Consider the following 17,375-nt stretch of genomic DNA (forward strand, 5'->3'; position numbering starts at 1 on the left):
TAAGTTCCAAGAAACAGCTATCAATGAGCTCAAAAATGATATCTGTGGCGAGATTTATGGGTGCATTCATCATTAGTCATGCATTAAGCTTGGTAAAATGATTGATGAGAGAAGAGTCAACTTCATTAAGAAAGCAGGATTAGGTTCGAGCAGCAGAGTGATCAAAAAGAGTTTTAGGTTCGCCGACTATCAGAAATATCATGCGTAATGGAATTCTTCTCCATGATTTTTTAAAAAGAAAATGATGCTTTAGTTTAAACGGCGAATTTCCACTTTGACGCTCGCTCAGCTACGCCCTTCGCAGCTTCAGCAAAAATGTTGTCCCTCGATTTGGAGCGCTCTTAATTACATCAATGCTCCCTCCGTATTTTTCCAGGGTCTTTCGAGCGTAATAGAGGCCAAAGCCGCCATTCGAATCGTTCTTAGTAGAGTATCCTTCCTCAAAAATTGTGTCCCAAAGCCTTCGAGGTATGCCACAACCATTGTCAGAGAATTCAATAAAAAGATGACGATCGTTTTGATGAAGCTTGACGGAAATTTTTGGATTAGGTTGACCGATCATTGCCCGCTGAGCATTCTGCACCAGATTATCCATGATCATCGCAAATTCGTTCGGCTTAATGCAGACCCAGGCTTCCTCCTGTTGAACGTTTCCATTTGAAAAACGGATCACAGCTGCTGGGTTATGGTCTAGTGCTGCAAAGGTCCCATGAATAAATTTAACCGCATCGCATGTGAACCAGCGAATCGCACTGCGATAGACCTCTCTAAGGTTCAATTTGATCTGTTCGATCAAATGATAGACATTTTTCAATAAATCTCTTGAGATACTTTTCTTCAATGCCAATATCACTTTAATCTTTTCAAGATTGGAAGAGAGCGCCAACCGCTGTCGATCCAATTCCGCTGCTGCTTGAACCTGAATCCCAGCGCTTTGGGCCAACTGGTGAATGTGACCGAGCTCTTTGAAAGCCAATTGGTAATAGCTCAAAATGGTTTCCTTGAGTTGTTGTTCAATTTTTTCTGAAATCGGCTGATTGGGAGGTAAATTGACGGCGAACAGTTGCAATTGATTTAAACAACTGGTGGCCCAACTGCCATGATCAAATGCTTTGCAAGCGACCAGCAACTCTTCTGCCAATCGTTCCTTGGTGGTGTGAGCCACCTGCATTTTTTGGATGTAAGCTAATCCTCCGAAAGAAAAAATTGCCAGCAATACCGGAACAATTGATGCGAACCATATATTAGCATCCTTGGTGACGAAAACAAGGATGAGATACAATCCTAACGGATAGCCAGGCAACAGCATTGGATGGCGTAGGGCGATCCACTTTTTTCGATCAAAGATCAAGGCAGCAGCGATAAACAGTGCCACCAAAGCGATAAATTTGAAAAATTCAATCTGAACCCGTTGCGATTTTACGATTCGCATGACAGAACGCTGGAGCAAGGCGAGCGATTTTGCCCAGCCAGCCTGTTCTTCAATAAATAAAATTTGTCCTGGCTCCACATTAGTTTTAAAAATTTCGATACCGCTGGGAAACCAGATTTTCAGATCATAGGTCTGATCACTCTGAACCCCAAAATGGATGGTAGTGGAATTCATGCAGCCGTAGCCGTACCCACCGTTAATTTCTCGCATGCCCAGCAAATATTCCTTTTGATCGAGATGACCGCTTGCATATAAAAATGCTTTGGCGCCAATGGCATCCCGATTGCTTTTGGTGCCAATTAATTTAATTTCCAAATAGTTTTTGTTATTGAGTTTATTTTCGTAATAAATGCTCTCGGCATCATTATTGGCGACATACAAGTCCAGATCGCCATCGTTATCGGGGTCGCCGCAAGCTACGCCATTGGAATAGCGAGCGGATTCTAATTTAAAAGTCTTTTCATCTTTGATGAATTTCTTGTTGCCGAGATTTTTAAAAAAGATATTCGGTCCCCGATTGGACAGAAACAGATCGAGATCACCGTCGTTATCCGCATCGAAGAAGCAGGCGCTGCTGGTGAGGCAGGAATCGAGCAACCCTGCTGCCTCTGTAATATCGGTGAAGTGACCCATGCCGTCATTTTCATACAGTCGATTGCTTGAAACTAATTTGCAAATATAGAGATCGAGATCGCCGTCATTGTCGATATCCGCCAGGCAGGCTGCTGTGCTTTTGGCCAGTGAATCGGGCCCGGGTGGCAACCAGAGGTTTGTGACATCTCGATAAAATGGGAGGTGAGTGCGAAGATCGATCCCATCGTTACGATAGACCCGATTGGGTAAATTGAAGAATGTTACCACCAAATCCAGATCGCCATCGCCATCCAGGTCGCCGAGGGTGGCACTTTTGCCGCCACGACGGCTGGTAAGTCCCGCCAAATGCGTGATCTCTCTAAATTTCCCAAACCCATTGTTGAGGAATAGCATGTTGGTGGTATCCTCATTGGTAACGAACAGATCGACGTCGCCGTCGTTATCAATATCGCCCCAGGTTCCGACCTGGGAGCGGACGATGCCGCCAGACACGCCGGCTTTAATAGCTACCTCTCGAAAGCTTTGATTTTCTCGATTTTCATAAAGCATGTTTTTTTCGTACATGCTGGTGAGATAAATATCCCGATCTCCATCATTGTCCATATCGGCGATGGCGACGCCCATGTCGAAAATTACAGGCCCTTCTTTGGAGCGAGCTGGTTCGAGCAGATCTAGATGCTCAGCGCCATCGATGAAGAAATTTCCATGAATATTTTTGATTTGCCGATTGCCTCTATATAGAAAAACATGGTTTTTATCAAATGTGTTTATGCTATATACATCATCATCCCCATCGCCATCCAAATCTCCAAAGGCAACGCCGTATTCATCAGAAGTTCCTTGCATCGGAGATGATACATACTGCCAGAGTTGCCGGGGAGAAGGCGTCGATTGTTGGTGGATATAGCTTATTTTACCATCATGCGTAAGCAAATAGATTTTGGTTTGGGGATTTTCAGGTGGTTTAGTGAACCAGAGGATATCGCGCTGGCGATTGGGATAAGAAACAATAGCCGTTCCTGCGCTACCGCCTTTCACAATTCCGTTGTTATGGAAAAATGTGGGACGAATTATATCTTGCCAGTTGACCACGAGCGTATCTTGAATCAAAGTCGTGAAATCTACCAGATTCGATTGATCTCGCACCAATCGGATCACCTGGGGATTGTCATTCAGAAAACCCCAGCCGAGGGTATCATTCACCATGACAACACTCGGTATGGCATCTCTTTTAAATTGCATTTTGATCCCCCAATTTTTACCATCCCAATGCAACAGGAATCCGATGTCCCGATATTTGCCACCAGCCCAGCCACAACTGTCGTTGGCCATGCTGATATTGGTTACGTGGCCAAATATGGGACAGGGTACCAGTTCCCATTTCGATCCATCAAAGTGCATAATCTGTCCCCACTGACAAACGGCCCAGATATTATTCGGGCCTAAATAGTCCATTTGCAGAATCGGGTCAGCGTTGGGAGTGTAATAATCAATCGGTTTATCATTTACCAGGTGGCGAATACAATAGCGATATCTTATTTTGTCGAAGCAACCGAACCATGGACCCTGGGCGTAATAGCCGAATAATTCAAAGAATTGAATATTTGTTGGCGTTAAGTCAACCTGCCAGACACCATTTTTTAAATGGTACAATTTCCGCGATGCATCCCCAGTAAGAGCCCAGCCATTGGACGAGTCGAAAAAAATAGCCCCAAAAATTTTTTCTTCAAATGGGAAGGAAGACACCAACCATCCCAATTCTTTAAGGTCAACCAATCTGGAACTAGCAAGAGGCTTTGATACATTGGAAAGAATTTCAAAAAAAGAAAGGCTGACAATTGCTATCATTTTTAACAATCGAGCCATATAAATTTTTCAATTGGAGGTTTAATTGACTGACCAATTTTTGCTGTGTTGTGGATCAATCATTAATATAACTTATTTTTATCAAAAAGCAAGATTTTTTATTTAAAAATTCAATTCTTATTCTGAAATATGATTTAAAACCAAGAAGAGATACCATTTGAGATTCGTTCGTTCTGGATAATGGATTCAGCTCGTTTCTCAGCATGTTTTCTTGCCGAAATAGTGCTTGACAAATTCTAAAAAATTGTTTATAATAAAATCCTCAATAGGTTGTAAGAACGATGTCTTTTATGTTGATCTGCAAAGCTGGCATTAGGCGATTCAAAATTGCGCATGACATTAGCAGAAATAAAAGAGACTTTGGAGGCAGAGCTGCTTACGAGCGACTCGGATTTGTCGGTTGAAGTTCGTTGTGCCTGTGCAGCGGACATGATGAGTGACGTTTTGGCGTTCACGGAGCCAGCGTCATTGATCATTACGGGACTCATTAGCCAACAGACGCTCAGGACAGTGGAGATCGCGGATGCGGTCGCTGTGGTATTCGTGCGTGGGAAGCGGCCTGGATCGGATTTGATCGCCTACGCGAATGAAAAGAAGATCCCTTTGCTGGTGACCGATTTCTGCATGTATGATGCATGTGGTTTATTATTCAAAAAAGGGCTATGTGGGGTAACTCAACAAGTAAAGAAAATCCTAAAAAGAGATGGCTGTTGATGCGGGTCTGGTCCAAGAATTTTTAATCAAAGGATGGGATTTCAGTCATGCGGGAGAAGCATCATGCGAAATCAAAAATACGCTAAAGCAGATCGGAATTTCGGCTGAAATTATTCGGCGGGTGGCGATCGCCGCTTATGAAGCTGAGATGAATGTTGTCATGTACGCCCACCAAGGGATCATGCGGTGTGAGATTGATCCGGATCAGATCAAAATCACTGTGGAAGATCAGGGACCTGGAATCGCTGATATTGACCTAGCGATGCAAGAAGGGTATTCTACCGCTACGCCAGAGATGCGCGAAATGGGTTTCGGCGCTGGAATGGGGCTTCCCAATATCAAAAGAAATACCGACATTTTTGAAATCACTTCAATCGTGGGATCAGGGACAAAGTTAACGCTAGTATTTAGGTTGTCACAGAATCCGCAATGATACGGAGTTCTGCCATGAAAAAAACGCGGCATTCCATTCGATTCATCGAAGAAAAATGCATCGGCTGCGTTACTTGTTTAAGAGCCTGTCCGACCAAAGCCATTCGCGTGGTCAATGATAAGGCCCGATTCGATGAAGAACGCTGTATTGATTGCGGGGAATGCTTTAGGCTCTGCCCTCACGATGCAATTGCATCTGAAACGACCTCTTACGCTGATCTGAAAAAATTTGAATGTACCATTGCGTTGCCCTCACCAGTTTTATATAGTCAATTTGGTTATGATGTTCTCCCCAATCAAATATTGTTAGCTTTAAAGAAAATTGGATTCGATTATGTGTTTGATGAGGCCTGGGATTGCGAGCTGACGACCGAGGCAATTCAGATCTATCTCGATAATTGCAAAGGGCCGTTCCCTCAAATTTCAATTACTTGTCCTGTGGTGGTTCGGCTAATCACCATGCTTTATCCGTCGCTGGTGGACCATTTGATCAAACTGGAAATTCCGCGCGAATCTGCCGCCAAAAAATTCAGACAAAAGGCAGCCAGCAGCCGAGGCATTTCACCCGACAAAATCGGAGTGATTCACATTACGCCCTGCCCAGCGAAAATGATCTCGATCAATCATCCAGTAGGATTGGAGAAATCGAACCTTGATGGGGCGATCGCTATTTCGGATATTTACGGTCAATTATTAATGGCGCTCAAGGATCTTGAGGAAGATGTAATCTTGCAGCTTTCCAGCGGCGTTGGTATTGCTTGGGCGATCAGCGGCGGCGAAATCATGGGGATCCGACAAGAGAATTGCTTGGCAGTTTCTGGCGTTCAAGATGTGATTCGGACGCTCAATGATGTCGAGGCCGGAAAATTGAACGAAATTTTATTTTTAGAATGCCTGATCTGCCCTGACGGCTGTATCGGGGGCTCATTAACGGTGCAGAATCGCCACCAGGCGCGCCGGAAGGTTCGTCGGTTAATTAAGATGTTTGGCGAACAGACACGAGTAAGCCGAGAGATGGTACTACGCTTGTATCGTGACGGCTATTTCAATCTTCAAAAAGAAATATTACCAAACCCATTACCACCATTGGACCCTGATCCAGTCAAGGCGATTCAAAAGATCAAACAGCGGGATGAGATCTTAAAAGATCTGCCTGGGAAAAATTGTTCCGCTTGTGGTGCACCAGATTGTCGGACGCTTGCTGAAGATATCGTTTTGGGGCATGCTTCTGTGGAGGATTGTGTCTTTTTAACGCTTAAAAAACTAATTGGAAAATCATGAAACTGAATCATCTGATCGAAAAAGTACCGCTCACATTGCAAACGCCAGCCGTAAACCTTGATGTTGAAATTACTGGGGGCTATATTAGCGATTTGCTCAGCGATGTCATGGCCCACGCAAAAAAGGGAGATGTCTGGGTTACGCTACAAATCCATCAAAACACCGTGGCAGTAGCAACGCTTAAAGAATTAGCTGGCATTATTGTTATCGGCGGTAAAAAGCCGGCTCCAGAAACTATCAAAAAGGCGGAGGAAGAGGGCGTTCCAATTTTAACCAGCGACCTCACAGCGTTTGAATTGATCTGCGAACTGTGCAAGTTGGGGATTTCGGGCAGCCGCTAATGGGTAAGATTTATAACGCTGATCTGCATATCCATTCGTGCCTGTCGCCCTGCGGCGATCTGGATATGACGCCACGAAAAATTGTAGCGATCGCTATTGCACGAGGCCTGGATATCATCGCTATCAGCGATCATAATGCATCGGAAAATATCCTTGCGGCAATGAAGGCAGCCGAAGGTAAACCATTAACGATTATCCCTGCCATGGAAGTCGCTTCGGCTGAAGAAGCACACCTCCTGGTACTGTTTGAGGGGATGGATCAGATACAACAGTTTCAAAAGATTGTCTACGACAACCTCTTATCCTTTGGCGTTGATCAGCGAATGATTGATGATCAAGTGATCGTCAATGAAAATGACGAGGTTGAAGGTTTCAATGAACATCTGCTATTTGGGGCTGTGGAACTATCGCTTCAGCAATTGGTTTCGGAGGTTCATCGCCTTGATGGATTGGCTATCGCCTCGCATATCGATCGGGAGAGCTTCAGTATCATCGGGCAGTTGGGCTTTGTTCCGAATGATCTGTCATTGGATGGGCTGGAAATTTCATATCAAACCAGTTTGGAACAAGCCAAGAAGTTGTATCCTGATGCCCGCTGTTTTCCATTGATAAAGAACTCGGATGCGCATTATCCCAACGAGATCGGCCGACAGATTACTCGGTTTTTCCTGGAACAGCCGACTTTGGAAGAGATAAGATTAGCGTTGAAAAATTCTCAAGGGCGGAAGATTCTTGAATAGGGATGAATATTGGAAGATTTGTCATTACATATTCTCGACATTGCCGAGAATGCCCTGAAAGCCAATGCCAGCCGAGTAGAAATTCATGTGATCGAGGACTTGGAACGCGATCGCCTACGAATCCAAATTATTGATGATGGAAGCGGCATGGATGAAGCCCTGGCTCAAAAAGCAACCGATCCGTTTGTCACTACTCGGACAGAGCGGCGAGTGGGACTGGGATTGCCGCTTTTGGCTGAAGCAGCCCGAATGGCCGGGGGTGAGCTCCACATCCATTCGGCCCCGGGCAAAGGCACGCTAATCGAAGCTGATTTTGTTTATAGCCATATCGATCGCAAACCGTTAGGTGACATGGTTCGCACCATGATGGTGCTAATCGTTGGCAATCCTCAGGTTGATTTTGGATATTACCATCAAAAAGGCGATCGTAGCTATTGCTTGAATACCAGTGAGCTGCGAAAGACCCTGAAGGAAATTCCGATCAATCATCCTGAGGTGATCAAATTGATCAAAAAGGATCTGGAACAGGGGTTGAAGGAATTGGGAGTGGTTTTTTATTAAAATTTATCATTTTTATGATGCAATTTTTGGTTTATCACTTTTTGATAAAGCGATTTTTTCAATGGATAGAGATGAACCAATGGAAGAAAAGCCATTTTGGTTATTTTAGCGCAAATTGAAAAATTAGCGGTTATCAGATTGCTTTAATGAATTTTGAAGATTGAGGTCGAATTTGGAACCCTTTAAAATTTTGGTTATCGACGATGAACGGGGCATTCGAGAGGGGTGCCGCCGCATTCTGGAATCGGAAAACTATCAGGTCCTATTAGCCGAAAATGGCACTCAGGGATTAGAGCTGGCCCAATCCGACAAAGTCGATGTGGCGCTGATCGATCTAAAAATGCCTGGCATTGACGGTCTGGAAGTGCTGCGGGAAATCCGCAAGATCAATGCCGAAATCATCCCTATTATCGTCTCGGGACATGGGACGATCGAATCGGCGGTCGAGGCGATGAAGGCAGGGGCGTTCGATTTCATTACTAAACCGTTTGAACCGAATCAACTGCTCAAAGCTATCTCTCGAGGATTGGAGCAGAAAAAAGAGCGCCTCAAGGGGCTGGAGTTGAAGAAGGAACATCGCGAGCAGGCCATCGATGATCTGAACAGCTTGGCGATTGCCGATGAGATCATGGCCCGCTATCAATATCGGGATGCGGCGCTGATTGCAATCCTCCAGGATATCCAGAAGCGGTTCAATTACTTGCCACAGAATCTGTTGCGCTACGTTGCGCTGCGAATGAATGTGCCGCTCACTCGGGTCTATTCGATTTCGACCTTTTATAAGGCATTCAGTTTGAAGCCACGGGGCAAGCATTTGATCAATGTCTGTCTCGGGACTGCCTGCCATGTTCGGGGTGGCTTGAAAATTTTAGAGCGGTTGGAACGGGAGTTGGGTATTAAAAATGAAGAAACGACTTATGATGAAAAATTTTCGTTGAAGTCGGTGCGCTGTGTCGGTTGCTGTGGTCTGGCACCCGTAATTGTGATCGATAATGAATTCCACGGCAATTTGACGCAGGAGATGATTCCAAAGATCTTGAGTCGGTATTGATTTTGAATGGTTCGTGCTGTGAAATAAAAATTTTCTTATCAATAAAACTGGCAAAATTCCAATACACAGCTTCCAAATTCCAATTAAATCACAAAATTCAATATTCAATGTTCGAAACAAGAAGTTTGGAATTTGAAATTTGGAATTTAAATTTGTTGTATTGTAATTCTACTTAGTCAGATTAGCGAAAACCATTAACAAATGCACGTCATTTCGAGCGAAGCGAGAAATCTGTTAATGAAACCAACCAATCTTGAAATATACAGATTCCTCACTCCACTTCGTTTCGTTCGGAATGACATCATTCAGCCTAATCTGACCAAGCAGTACTAAAAATAAGGGCAGTAAGCTTGAAACAATATCGCACTCATTGTCTAGTCTGTACAGGCACTGGCTGTGTCTCGAATCATGCGTTCGATATCCAGAAAGCGCTGGAACGGGAACTTGCTCGACATCATCTGGAGAACGAAGTGGCGGTGGTAACCACAGGCTGCAATGGCTTTTGCGAGCGAGGCCCCATCATGGTCGTTCAGCCTGACAATATTTTCTATCAGCAGTTGAAAGAGAAAGATATTCCTTTTTTGGTGGAAGAGCATTTTCTCAAAGGCCGTCCCGTTCAGAAATTCATGTACGTTCCGCCCAAAGAACAAGCGCCGATCCCGAAAATGAGCGATATCAACTTCTTCAAGGATCAGGTGCTCGTTGTGCTGCGCAATCGTGGGCGGATCGATCCTGAAAAAATTGAGGAGTATATCGCTTATGATGGATACCAGGCGTTAGCCAAAGCACTGACCGAAATGACGCCCGAGCAGATCATTGAGGAGATCAAAATATCAGGGTTGCGAGGTCGGGGCGGGGCTGGCTTTCCCACGGGGATCAAATGGGAATTGTGCCGCAAGGCGAAGGGCGATATCAAATATATCATTTGCAATGCCGACGAGGGCGACCCAGGCGCTTTTATGGATCGATCTGTGTTAGAGGCAGATCCCCATGCGGTGCTGGAAGGAATGATCATCGGAGCCAAGGCCATTGGTGCGCAGGAGGGGTTTGTTTACGTCCGTGATGAATATCCATTGGCGCTGCGTCGAGTGAACATTGCCATCGAACAAGCGACCGAGTACGGTTTGCTCGGCGAAAATATTTTGGGGACAGATTTCAGCTTTAAAATCAACGTGGTGCGGGGGGGCGGCGCATTTGTCTGCGGTGAGGAAACCGCCTTGATCGCATCCATTGAGGGCTATGTGGGGCGGCCGCGGCCTCGTCCCCCTTATCCTGCGGAAAAGGGGCTCTGGGGCAAGCCGACCAACAACAATAATGTCGAAACTTGGGCCAATGTGCCGCAGATTATCCTGCGTGGCGGTGCCTGGTTCGCCAGTATGGGCACGGAAAAAAGCAAAGGCACCAAAATCTTTTCATTGGTGGGAAAAGTCAACAACACGGGTCTGGTCGAAGTGCCCATGGGGACCACGCTGCGAACGATTGTTTTCGATATTGGTGGCGGAATCCCCAAAGGCAAAAAATTTAAAGCGGTTCAGACCGGCGGGCCGTCGGGAGGCTGTGTGCCCGAATCGCTGATCGATCTACCTGTGGATTACGAGAAACTCACTGAAGCGGGCGCTATCATGGGCTCAGGCGGATTGATCGTGATGGATGAAGATACTTGCATGGTAGATGTGGCCAAATATTTTGTAGAATTTTTGGAAGAGGAATCCTGCGGCAAATGCACCCCCTGTCGGGAGGGCTTGAAGCGGCTGAAAGAGGTTCTGACCGAGATAACCAAAGGACGAGGCAAACCTTATCACCTCGAAATGCTGGACGATATTGCGCTGACGATGAAAGAGGCATCGCTGTGTCAATTGGGAGCCACGGCGCCCAATCCTGTTTTGACCACGATCAAATATTTTCGTGACGAATACGAGGAGCATATTCATCAGAAAAAGTGCCGAGCCCGTGTTTGCAAAGATTTGATCGTCTATCGGATTATTCCTGAAAAATGTACGGGCTGCCAGCGCTGCGTGCGAGCCTGTCCCACGGGGGCGATTACGGGTCCCAGGGCCCAGGCACATAATTTAGATGTCGCCAAATGCATCAAGTGTGGGGCGTGCTATGAGGTGTGTAAGTTCGATGCCATTGCGGGGGATGCGATTTATATTGAATAGGGCATGACGCTTAGAGCATGGCGCATGGCGACGTGTTTTTGCACAGGATTAAGTGATTTGATTTTGAGATTTGAGAAAAGAAGGATTAAAAATGATCCCTATCACCATCAACGACCAACAATTTGAAATCTCGCCCGATCTGTCGGTGCTGGAAGCGGCCCGAGAGCACGGGATTCACATTCCAACGTTATGCTATCACGAAGCATTAGAATCGGTCGGGGCGTGTCGGCTATTTATAGGCAAAAAGAAAAATGCTTGCAAGGTTTGTTCAATTGGATCAATGATTAATCTTAATACAGACTGATTTCAAAATATTTAATCTAACTGGGTAAAATGAGAAGCAATAGAAAAATTAAAGACTCATTGAAGCAGCAGATAAGAAACATATTGAGTCAAGAAAAGGAAATTGATAAAGTTTTTATCTTTGGCTCATTCATCAAATCAGAGCAGCCGAATGATATTGATATTGCTATTTTTCAAAGTAGCGATAAGCCATACCTTGAATTAGCCATGAAGTATCGGCGACTGATTCGACCGATTGCCAGAAAAATAGCTGTGGATATTATTCCGATTAAATCCGATGCTGCTGACAGTTGGTTTCTCTCAGAGATCAAGGCTGGGGAGCTGATCTATGAAAGATGAATCGAGAATCTGGTTGGAATATTCAAAAGAAAATTTGGAATCGGCTCAATTATTACTGAAGTCCAGCCTATTCAATCCTTGCTTACAAAATTGCCAACAGTGTGTCGAGAAAGCTTTGAAAGCGCTGCTGCTGGAGAATTCGATTCCGCTCAAGAAAACGCATAGTATTTTGGAACTAAGGAACCTACTTTTTCAAAACAGAATTGCAATTAATATCAATGAAGAAGAATGCGATTTTTTAGATTCAATTTATCTGCCATCGAAATATCCATTACAGAGCGTATTGCCATACTACATGCCCGATGAGAATCTGTGTGAACAGGGCATTGCCATAGCACAAAAGGTATATAAAGAAATTCAGAAGATACTACAATAATATAGTTTTTAAATCAGACAAGATAATTGAACTGGCCTTATTACAAAAAATAGGACCTGAGATTAAATGATCCCTATCACCATCAACGACCAACAATTTGAAATTTCGCCCGATCTGTCAGTGCTGGAAGCTGCCCGAGAGCACGGGATTCATATTCCAACGTTGTGCTATCACGAAGCGCTGGAATCAGTCGGGGCGTGTCGGCTGTGCATTGTCGAAGTAGAAATAAACGGCAGAACTCGTACCGCTGCCTCATGCGTGACGCCCGTGGCGCCGAATATGATCGTCCGAACCAATACCGAGAAGATTCAAAAATTGCGGCGGGTGCTGGTGGAATTGCTTTTGGCCCGCTGCCCTGATCTGAAAGTGCTGCACGATCTGGCCAGGGAGGTCGGATTGAAAGAGGTGAGATTTTTTAGAGAGCAGGAGGATTGTTTTTTGTGCGGACTGTGCGTTCGGGCATGCAGTGAAATTGTTGGCGTCAACGCCGTTGGCTTTGGCGATCGGGGCGTGAAGAATAAAGTCGAGCCGCCGTTTTTAAAGGCGTCGAATGTATGCATCAGTTGCGGTACCTGCACCACCATCTGCCCTGCTGGAACATTTCATCTGGAGCGGGTGGATCGACTGAAAACCTTGCATCGCTTCCCTGATGAATTTCATGAGGCGAAGTGTCGGATTTGTGGGGATCATTTTATTTATTGATATGTGCTATGGAGTCATTCTGAAGGAAGCGAAGAATCTCTTTAATATTTCTAAAAATGGGATTCCTCACTCTGCTGCGCTCCGTTCGGAATGACATATTTGTCTTTTTTGAATGGAATCCAGAAGTATAGGAAACCTAATTCTCTAATTAGAGTCTGTCCGAAAGTTATCTATTTTCCGTAAATGCTGTCATTCCGAACGAAGTGAGGAATCTGAATTTTGACGAAAATATTGTATTTGCAGATTTCTCCCTTCGGTCGAAATGACACTAAATAATCATTTCGGGCAAAAGCTTATTACCCAATTACCTAATTGCCTAATAAAAATTTGGAGTAATTTGTGAGCGACGACATCCGAGTGGGAGTCTTTCTCTGCCAGTGCGGTGGACAGATCAGCAATGTGCTTTCGAATAGTCGAATCGAGCGGGCGATTAAAAAGATTTCTGATGTTGCTTTTGTTTCGATAGCGGATTTCCCTTGCTCAAAAATGGGACTGCGGCAACTCCAATCAGCTATTGGTGAGCATCAATTGAATCGAGTGGTGATTGCTGGCTGCTCCCCCCGCTTGATGAAAAATGTATTTTCAAAGGCTGTCTCTGAGGCGGAATTGAATCCCAATCTGATTGAGATTGCCAACATTCGAGATCATTGCGCCAGGGTGCACCAGAAGCAGAGAAGCCTGGCGACCAGCAAAGCCATCGAGATGATCACGGCAGCGATCCATAAAGTCGCTCAAAAACAGCCACTGGAAAAACTGCAACAAAAGATGACGCCAGTGGTGGCAGTGATCGGTGGCGGCATCGCTGGCATGAGTGCGGCATTAAGTCTGGCCAATCGGGGAGCAAAAGTCAAGTTAATTGAGAAAGAGGCGCAATTAGGCGGGCTGTTGCATCTGATCAATTTGCTTTATCCTCGAGATATTTCAGCCAGTGAGTTTTTAAAGGAAAAGGTGCGAGAAATAAACGACCATCCCAACATCGAGGTGATCCTGGGAGCTGAAGTCACACAGATCACTGGGGCTGTGGGGAATTATAACATACGCTATTTGAAAGACGCAACAGAAACAAAGTTGCAAGCAGGGGCGATTATTTTCTCAGGAGGCGCCCAGTATTTTTATCCCCATGGCCTATATCAATACGGTAAGAATGAAAGGGTAATCACCCAACTTGAATTCGAGCGAATGTTGATGCAGAATAAATTGACAGCCAAAGAGTTGGTATTTATTCAATGCGTGGGATCACGCAACGAGGAGCGACCCTATTGCGCCAGGTTCTGCTGCCCCACGACGTTCAAAAACGTGCTCTGGCTGAAGAAGGCCAATCCCGATTTGAAGATTACAGTGATCTTCCGAGGCTTGACCGAATATATTCGGGAATATGACGAGGCGACCGAATTGGGCGTACTATTTGTGCGCTACGATCCCAAGCAGCCGCCCGAGGTGCAAAATAACTATGTTTACGTGAAGGATGAAAAGACCGAGAAAGAATTTGAAATCCCGTTCGATCTGCTGGTTTTAGCCACGCCGCTCATTCCCAAACCCGAAGCCAGAACCTGGAGCCAGATGCTGCATCTGCCGATCGATGAATACGGGTTTCTTGTCGAGCCGCACATCAAGCTGCGGCCCGATCATTTCGCCCCTGATGGGATTTTTGTGGCGGGCAGCGTCCACTGGCCAGGGATGCTGGGCGATAGCATTTCCCAAGGGTACAGCGCAGCGGCTCGGGCTTATGCATTGATTCAAAAGGAGGTCATCGAGCGGGCGGCGATTGTCTCTGAGATCGATCCTGAAATTTGCCGTGGCTGTGGCCGCTGCATCGAGGAATGCCCATTTCAAGCTATCGCCATGATCGACGAGGGTGATGGCTTTCGCCATGCGGAGATCAATGAATTTTTGTGCAAGGGTTGTGGCATGTGCGCTGTGGTTTGCATCTGCGGGGCGGCGCAGGTAAAGCATTTGACCGATGGGCAGTTGGAGGCGATAGTTGCCATGGGAATTTCATAAAGAATTAAGAATGAGGAATAGCCATGGGAAGTGATAATTTGCTGGATAGAATTCGTTTCAATCCCAAAGTTTTTGGAGGAAAGCCAATTATCCGTGGGCTCCGAATTTCAGTTGAAATGATATTGGACTTGCTGAGCCAGGGAGTCAGCATTCAGGAAATTCTCGAAGATTATCCTGAACTTGAATTTGATGACATCCGTGCCTGTTTAGCCTATGCCAGAGCGGTAATCGCTAATGAGGAAATCGAGAGCCTTCAATTGGAGATGGCTTGAAATGGTCGGAAATTAAAGAAGCAGAGGCCATTAAATATGCGATAATTCTTGCTGGAGAAGAGAAGCCGAAGCGATTCGGTGAATGAGGCGGCCAATCAATATTTCGTCGGCAATGCGCAACTGCTCCGTAAATTGGAGGCGTTGGAAAAGGCTCTGAAAGAAAATGCGAAGATTGTGATTCCTTCGGATACCGAGCTGATCAATGTGATCGGGGAGATGGCGGGGGTGTTGCCGTTAAGAGGAGAAGGGAAAAAATAGCTTAAAAGAAGAACTCTTCGGATAGGAAAAATTTTTGCAAAGAAGACAATGCGAGACCTAAATGCCTCGGCGAACAATAGATAAAATACGTGACGCAATAAGAAAAAATAACTATGACTTAACCTATCATGCAATTGAAGAAATGGCAGATGATGAGCTTGACACGCTTGATATTGAGAATGCGATTTTAAACGGCAAGCTCTTGAAAATAGATAAAAATGATCCTCTTGGCACAAAATATATCATCCGAGGCATTGGGAAAGATCAATCAACTTTAATTGGCATTGTTGGAAGATTCAAAGAAACAGGTATTTTTTTAATAATAACGGTATATGAAATTACTTAACGAGAGGCAAGAAAATGTACGGTTATAGGTGCGAATATTGTGAAGGGACTGTGGAAGAGCGATTGGTAAAAAAAGAAGTTTTTAGATATAAAACGGAATTTGTAATGCTTGAAAATGTCCCTGTCGGTATTTGTAATAAATGTGGGTACCGATATTATCATTCAACCATACTGAAAAGAGTTGAGGAAATTGCGCAGGGTAAGCGAATTCCAGAACGAACCGAATGCATACCAGTTGCTCAGTTAGCATAAGATAATCAAAGAAATAATAGAATGGAATTAATCATGCCCCAACCCAAACCAGAAATCATCTTCTACTGTTGCGAATGGAACCCGTACATCGCTGCCGATAATGCGGGCGCTCACAAGTTGCAATATCCAGCCACCATCAAGATCGTGCCTGTGAATTGCAGCGGCAGAATTACGCCGAAACTGATCCTCAATGCTTTCGAACACGGTGCTGATGGGGTGCTGATCGGCGCCTGCGGCAAGGGGGAATGCCATTATATATCGGGCAATAAGACTTGCGAAGGCGTTGTAAAGGAGACGCAGGATTTGCTTCACCTATCTGGAATCGATCCGCAGCGATTGGGCTTCGAGCTGTTTTCGGACATCAGTGGTGAATTTTTCGTCTCGGTGGTCACTCGATTCCATGAAAAGATCGTTCAGTTAGGTACGCTGGCGCAGAAGGAGGCGGCATGAAATTAGACGCCATCATCGAACAGACCAATGCCTACTATTGTCTCGAATGCGGCATCTGCACGGGCAGTTGTCCCATTTCTCGAATTTATCCGAAATATTCGCCTCGGCTGTTCGTAGAAAAATCGCTGCTGATTTCCGAGGAGGAATTGATCGAGGATAACGATCTGTGGACGTGCCTGACCTGTGGCGCCTGCAGCCAGCGCTGTCCCTCGCTGGTGGATTATCAGGATTTCATGCGGCAGACCCGATCTCTGGCCATCGAGGTAAACAATCGGGGCATTTGCACCCATGCGGGAACGATTCAGGCGATCAGCCGTCTGCAACAGCGGAATTTTATCAAGAAGAATTTAAGCTGGATTTCTGATGACCTCAAAGTAGCCGAACAAGGAGAGGTGCTATTTTTCGTCGGCTGCTCGCCCTATTTCAATGTGATTTTCAATGACATTGGCGCCAATAGTCTGGCAGCAACCAAATCATCGATCAAAATTTTAAATGCGGTCGGAATTATCCCAGCCGTCAGCCCTGATGAACGATGCTGCGGCCACGATGCCTACTGGACGGGCGATTTTGAGACGTTCAAAAATCTGGCGAAGAAAAATTTGACCATGATCAAAAAATCAGGCGCCAAGAAAGTGATCCTGTCCTGCGCCGAAGGCTATTCGACTATCAAATCGCTGTATCCCGAATTCTTTGGCAAGCTGAATTTTGAAGTGCAACACATATCCGAATTCATCGCTGAAAAAATCGAAACAGGCGAGATCAAATTCAAAGAAGCGGCAGGCAAAGTCACCTATCACGATCCCTGCCGCCTGGGCCGATTTGAAAGCGTCTTTGATGCGCCACGAAAAGTATTGCAAGCCATCCCTGGATTGGAGTTGATTGAGATGCCGAGGAATCGAGAAAATG

The 17,375-nt window shown here is 45.4% G+C and carries 20 protein-coding genes and 1 pseudogene; 20 read left to right on the forward strand and 1 reads right to left on the reverse strand.

The window, feature by feature from the left end:
- Positions 1-289 precede the first annotated feature (289 nt).
- The gene (locus tag ONB37_06875; GenBank protein MDZ7399866.1) at positions 290-3,772 is read right to left on the reverse strand and encodes an FG-GAP-like repeat-containing protein; all 3,483 of its coding nucleotides are present in this window, start codon (positions 3,770-3,772) and stop codon (positions 290-292) included.
- A 453-nt stretch (positions 3,773-4,225) separates the two neighbouring features.
- Here ONB37_06875 and ONB37_06880 point away from each other — a divergent pair, with 453 nt between their 5' ends.
- From ONB37_06880 to ONB37_06975, 20 genes and pseudogenes are all read left to right on the forward strand, one after another.
- On the forward strand, positions 4,226-4,606 hold the full coding sequence (locus tag ONB37_06880) for a DRTGG domain-containing protein (GenBank protein ID MDZ7399867.1): 381 nt from the start codon (positions 4,226-4,228) through the stop codon (positions 4,604-4,606).
- Positions 4,596-5,039 carry an anti-sigma regulatory factor gene (locus ONB37_06885; GenBank protein ID MDZ7399868.1) on the forward strand — a complete coding sequence of 148 codons (444 nt, stop codon included), beginning with the start codon at positions 4,596-4,598 and terminating at the stop codon, positions 5,037-5,039. Before ONB37_06880 ends, ONB37_06885 begins: the two co-directional genes overlap by 11 nt.
- A gap of 14 nt (positions 5,040-5,053) precedes the next feature.
- Complete coding sequence (locus ONB37_06890) at positions 5,054-6,319, forward strand: 4Fe-4S binding protein (protein MDZ7399869.1); 1,266 nt, start codon at positions 5,054-5,056, stop codon at positions 6,317-6,319.
- The gene (locus ONB37_06895; protein ID MDZ7399870.1) at positions 6,316-6,660 is read left to right on the forward strand and encodes a DRTGG domain-containing protein; all 345 of its coding nucleotides are present in this window, start codon (positions 6,316-6,318) and stop codon (positions 6,658-6,660) included. The genes ONB37_06890 and ONB37_06895 overlap by 4 nt, the downstream gene beginning before the upstream one ends.
- Positions 6,660-7,400, forward strand: coding sequence for a PHP domain-containing protein (locus ONB37_06900; GenBank protein MDZ7399871.1), 741 nt, complete (start codon positions 6,660-6,662; stop codon positions 7,398-7,400). Before ONB37_06895 ends, ONB37_06900 begins: the two co-directional genes overlap by 1 nt.
- Positions 7,401-7,418: 18 nt before the next feature.
- Positions 7,419-7,961: an ATP-binding protein gene (locus tag ONB37_06905; GenBank protein ID MDZ7399872.1), complete on the forward strand. Its 543-nt coding sequence runs from the start codon at positions 7,419-7,421 to the stop codon at positions 7,959-7,961.
- Between the two features lie 172 nt (positions 7,962-8,133).
- Positions 8,134-9,012, forward strand: coding sequence for an NAD(P)H-dependent oxidoreductase subunit E (locus ONB37_06910; GenBank protein ID MDZ7399873.1), 879 nt, complete (start codon positions 8,134-8,136; stop codon positions 9,010-9,012).
- 350 nt (positions 9,013-9,362) lie between these two features.
- Entirely contained in the window at positions 9,363-11,171 is a 1,809-nt protein-coding gene (locus ONB37_06915; GenBank protein MDZ7399874.1) for an NADH-quinone oxidoreductase subunit NuoF, read from the forward strand.
- Between the two features lie 91 nt (positions 11,172-11,262).
- Complete coding sequence (locus tag ONB37_06920; GenBank protein ID MDZ7399875.1) at positions 11,263-11,475, forward strand: 2Fe-2S iron-sulfur cluster-binding protein; 213 nt, start codon at positions 11,263-11,265, stop codon at positions 11,473-11,475.
- An 83-nt stretch (positions 11,476-11,558) separates the two neighbouring features.
- Complete coding sequence (locus ONB37_06925; protein ID MDZ7399876.1) at positions 11,559-11,813, forward strand: nucleotidyltransferase domain-containing protein; 255 nt, start codon at positions 11,559-11,561, stop codon at positions 11,811-11,813.
- On the forward strand, positions 11,803-12,189 hold the full coding sequence (locus ONB37_06930) for a HEPN domain-containing protein (GenBank protein ID MDZ7399877.1): 387 nt from the start codon (positions 11,803-11,805) through the stop codon (positions 12,187-12,189). The genes ONB37_06925 and ONB37_06930 overlap by 11 nt, the downstream gene beginning before the upstream one ends.
- A 66-nt stretch (positions 12,190-12,255) precedes the next feature.
- Entirely contained in the window at positions 12,256-12,891 is a 636-nt protein-coding gene (locus ONB37_06935) for a 2Fe-2S iron-sulfur cluster-binding protein (GenBank protein MDZ7399878.1), read from the forward strand.
- A 765-nt stretch (positions 12,892-13,656) separates the two neighbouring features.
- A pseudogene (locus tag ONB37_06940) lies at positions 13,657-14,022 on the forward strand (FAD-dependent oxidoreductase).
- Positions 14,023-14,568: 546 nt separating this feature from the next.
- The gene (locus ONB37_06945; protein MDZ7399879.1) at positions 14,569-14,892 is read left to right on the forward strand and encodes a 4Fe-4S binding protein; all 324 of its coding nucleotides are present in this window, start codon (positions 14,569-14,571) and stop codon (positions 14,890-14,892) included.
- Between the two features lie 23 nt (positions 14,893-14,915).
- Positions 14,916-15,164 (forward strand): DUF433 domain-containing protein, encoded by a 249-nt coding sequence (locus ONB37_06950; protein ID MDZ7399880.1) that lies wholly within the window; start codon positions 14,916-14,918, stop codon positions 15,162-15,164.
- Positions 15,165-15,212: 48 nt separating this feature from the next.
- On the forward strand, positions 15,213-15,422 hold the full coding sequence (locus ONB37_06955) for a hypothetical protein (GenBank protein MDZ7399881.1): 210 nt from the start codon (positions 15,213-15,215) through the stop codon (positions 15,420-15,422).
- Between the two features lie 61 nt (positions 15,423-15,483).
- Positions 15,484-15,768 (forward strand): DUF4258 domain-containing protein, encoded by a 285-nt coding sequence (locus tag ONB37_06960; GenBank protein MDZ7399882.1) that lies wholly within the window; start codon positions 15,484-15,486, stop codon positions 15,766-15,768.
- A 14-nt stretch (positions 15,769-15,782) separates the two neighbouring features.
- Positions 15,783-16,019 carry a YgiT-type zinc finger protein gene (locus tag ONB37_06965; GenBank protein MDZ7399883.1) on the forward strand — a complete coding sequence of 79 codons (237 nt, stop codon included), beginning with the start codon at positions 15,783-15,785 and terminating at the stop codon, positions 16,017-16,019.
- 33 nt (positions 16,020-16,052) lie between these two features.
- Positions 16,053-16,469: a hydrogenase iron-sulfur subunit gene (locus tag ONB37_06970; GenBank protein ID MDZ7399884.1), complete on the forward strand. Its 417-nt coding sequence runs from the start codon at positions 16,053-16,055 to the stop codon at positions 16,467-16,469.
- On the forward strand, positions 16,466-17,375 hold a 910-nt coding region (locus ONB37_06975), incomplete at its 3' end, for a (Fe-S)-binding protein (GenBank protein MDZ7399885.1). The genes ONB37_06970 and ONB37_06975, both read left to right, overlap by 4 nt.

The organism is candidate division KSB1 bacterium, assembly GCA_034506395.1.
GTDB lineage: Bacteria > Zhuqueibacterota > Zhuqueibacteria > Thermofontimicrobiales > Thermofontimicrobiaceae > Thermofontimicrobium.

Coding starts and splice junctions, on each gene's coding strand:
- ONB37_06880 (MDZ7399867.1), top strand. CDS start 4,226: ATGACATTAGCAGAAATAAAAGAGACTTTGGAGGCAGAGCTGCTTACG.
- ONB37_06885 (MDZ7399868.1), top strand. CDS start 4,596: ATGGCTGTTGATGCGGGTCTGGTCCAAGAATTTTTAATCAAAGGATGG.
- ONB37_06890 (MDZ7399869.1), top strand. CDS start 5,054: ATGAAAAAAACGCGGCATTCCATTCGATTCATCGAAGAAAAATGCATC.
- ONB37_06895 (MDZ7399870.1), top strand. CDS start 6,316: ATGAAACTGAATCATCTGATCGAAAAAGTACCGCTCACATTGCAAACG.
- ONB37_06900 (MDZ7399871.1), top strand. CDS start 6,660: ATGGGTAAGATTTATAACGCTGATCTGCATATCCATTCGTGCCTGTCG.
- ONB37_06920 (MDZ7399875.1), top strand. CDS start 11,263: ATGATCCCTATCACCATCAACGACCAACAATTTGAAATCTCGCCCGAT.
- ONB37_06930 (MDZ7399877.1), top strand. CDS start 11,803: ATGAAAGATGAATCGAGAATCTGGTTGGAATATTCAAAAGAAAATTTG.
- ONB37_06935 (MDZ7399878.1), top strand. CDS start 12,256: ATGATCCCTATCACCATCAACGACCAACAATTTGAAATTTCGCCCGAT.
- ONB37_06945 (MDZ7399879.1), top strand. CDS start 14,569: ATGCTGGGCGATAGCATTTCCCAAGGGTACAGCGCAGCGGCTCGGGCT.
- ONB37_06950 (MDZ7399880.1), top strand. CDS start 14,916: ATGGGAAGTGATAATTTGCTGGATAGAATTCGTTTCAATCCCAAAGTT.
- ONB37_06960 (MDZ7399882.1), top strand. CDS start 15,484: ATGCCTCGGCGAACAATAGATAAAATACGTGACGCAATAAGAAAAAAT.
- ONB37_06965 (MDZ7399883.1), top strand. CDS start 15,783: ATGTACGGTTATAGGTGCGAATATTGTGAAGGGACTGTGGAAGAGCGA.
- ONB37_06970 (MDZ7399884.1), top strand. CDS start 16,053: ATGCCCCAACCCAAACCAGAAATCATCTTCTACTGTTGCGAATGGAAC.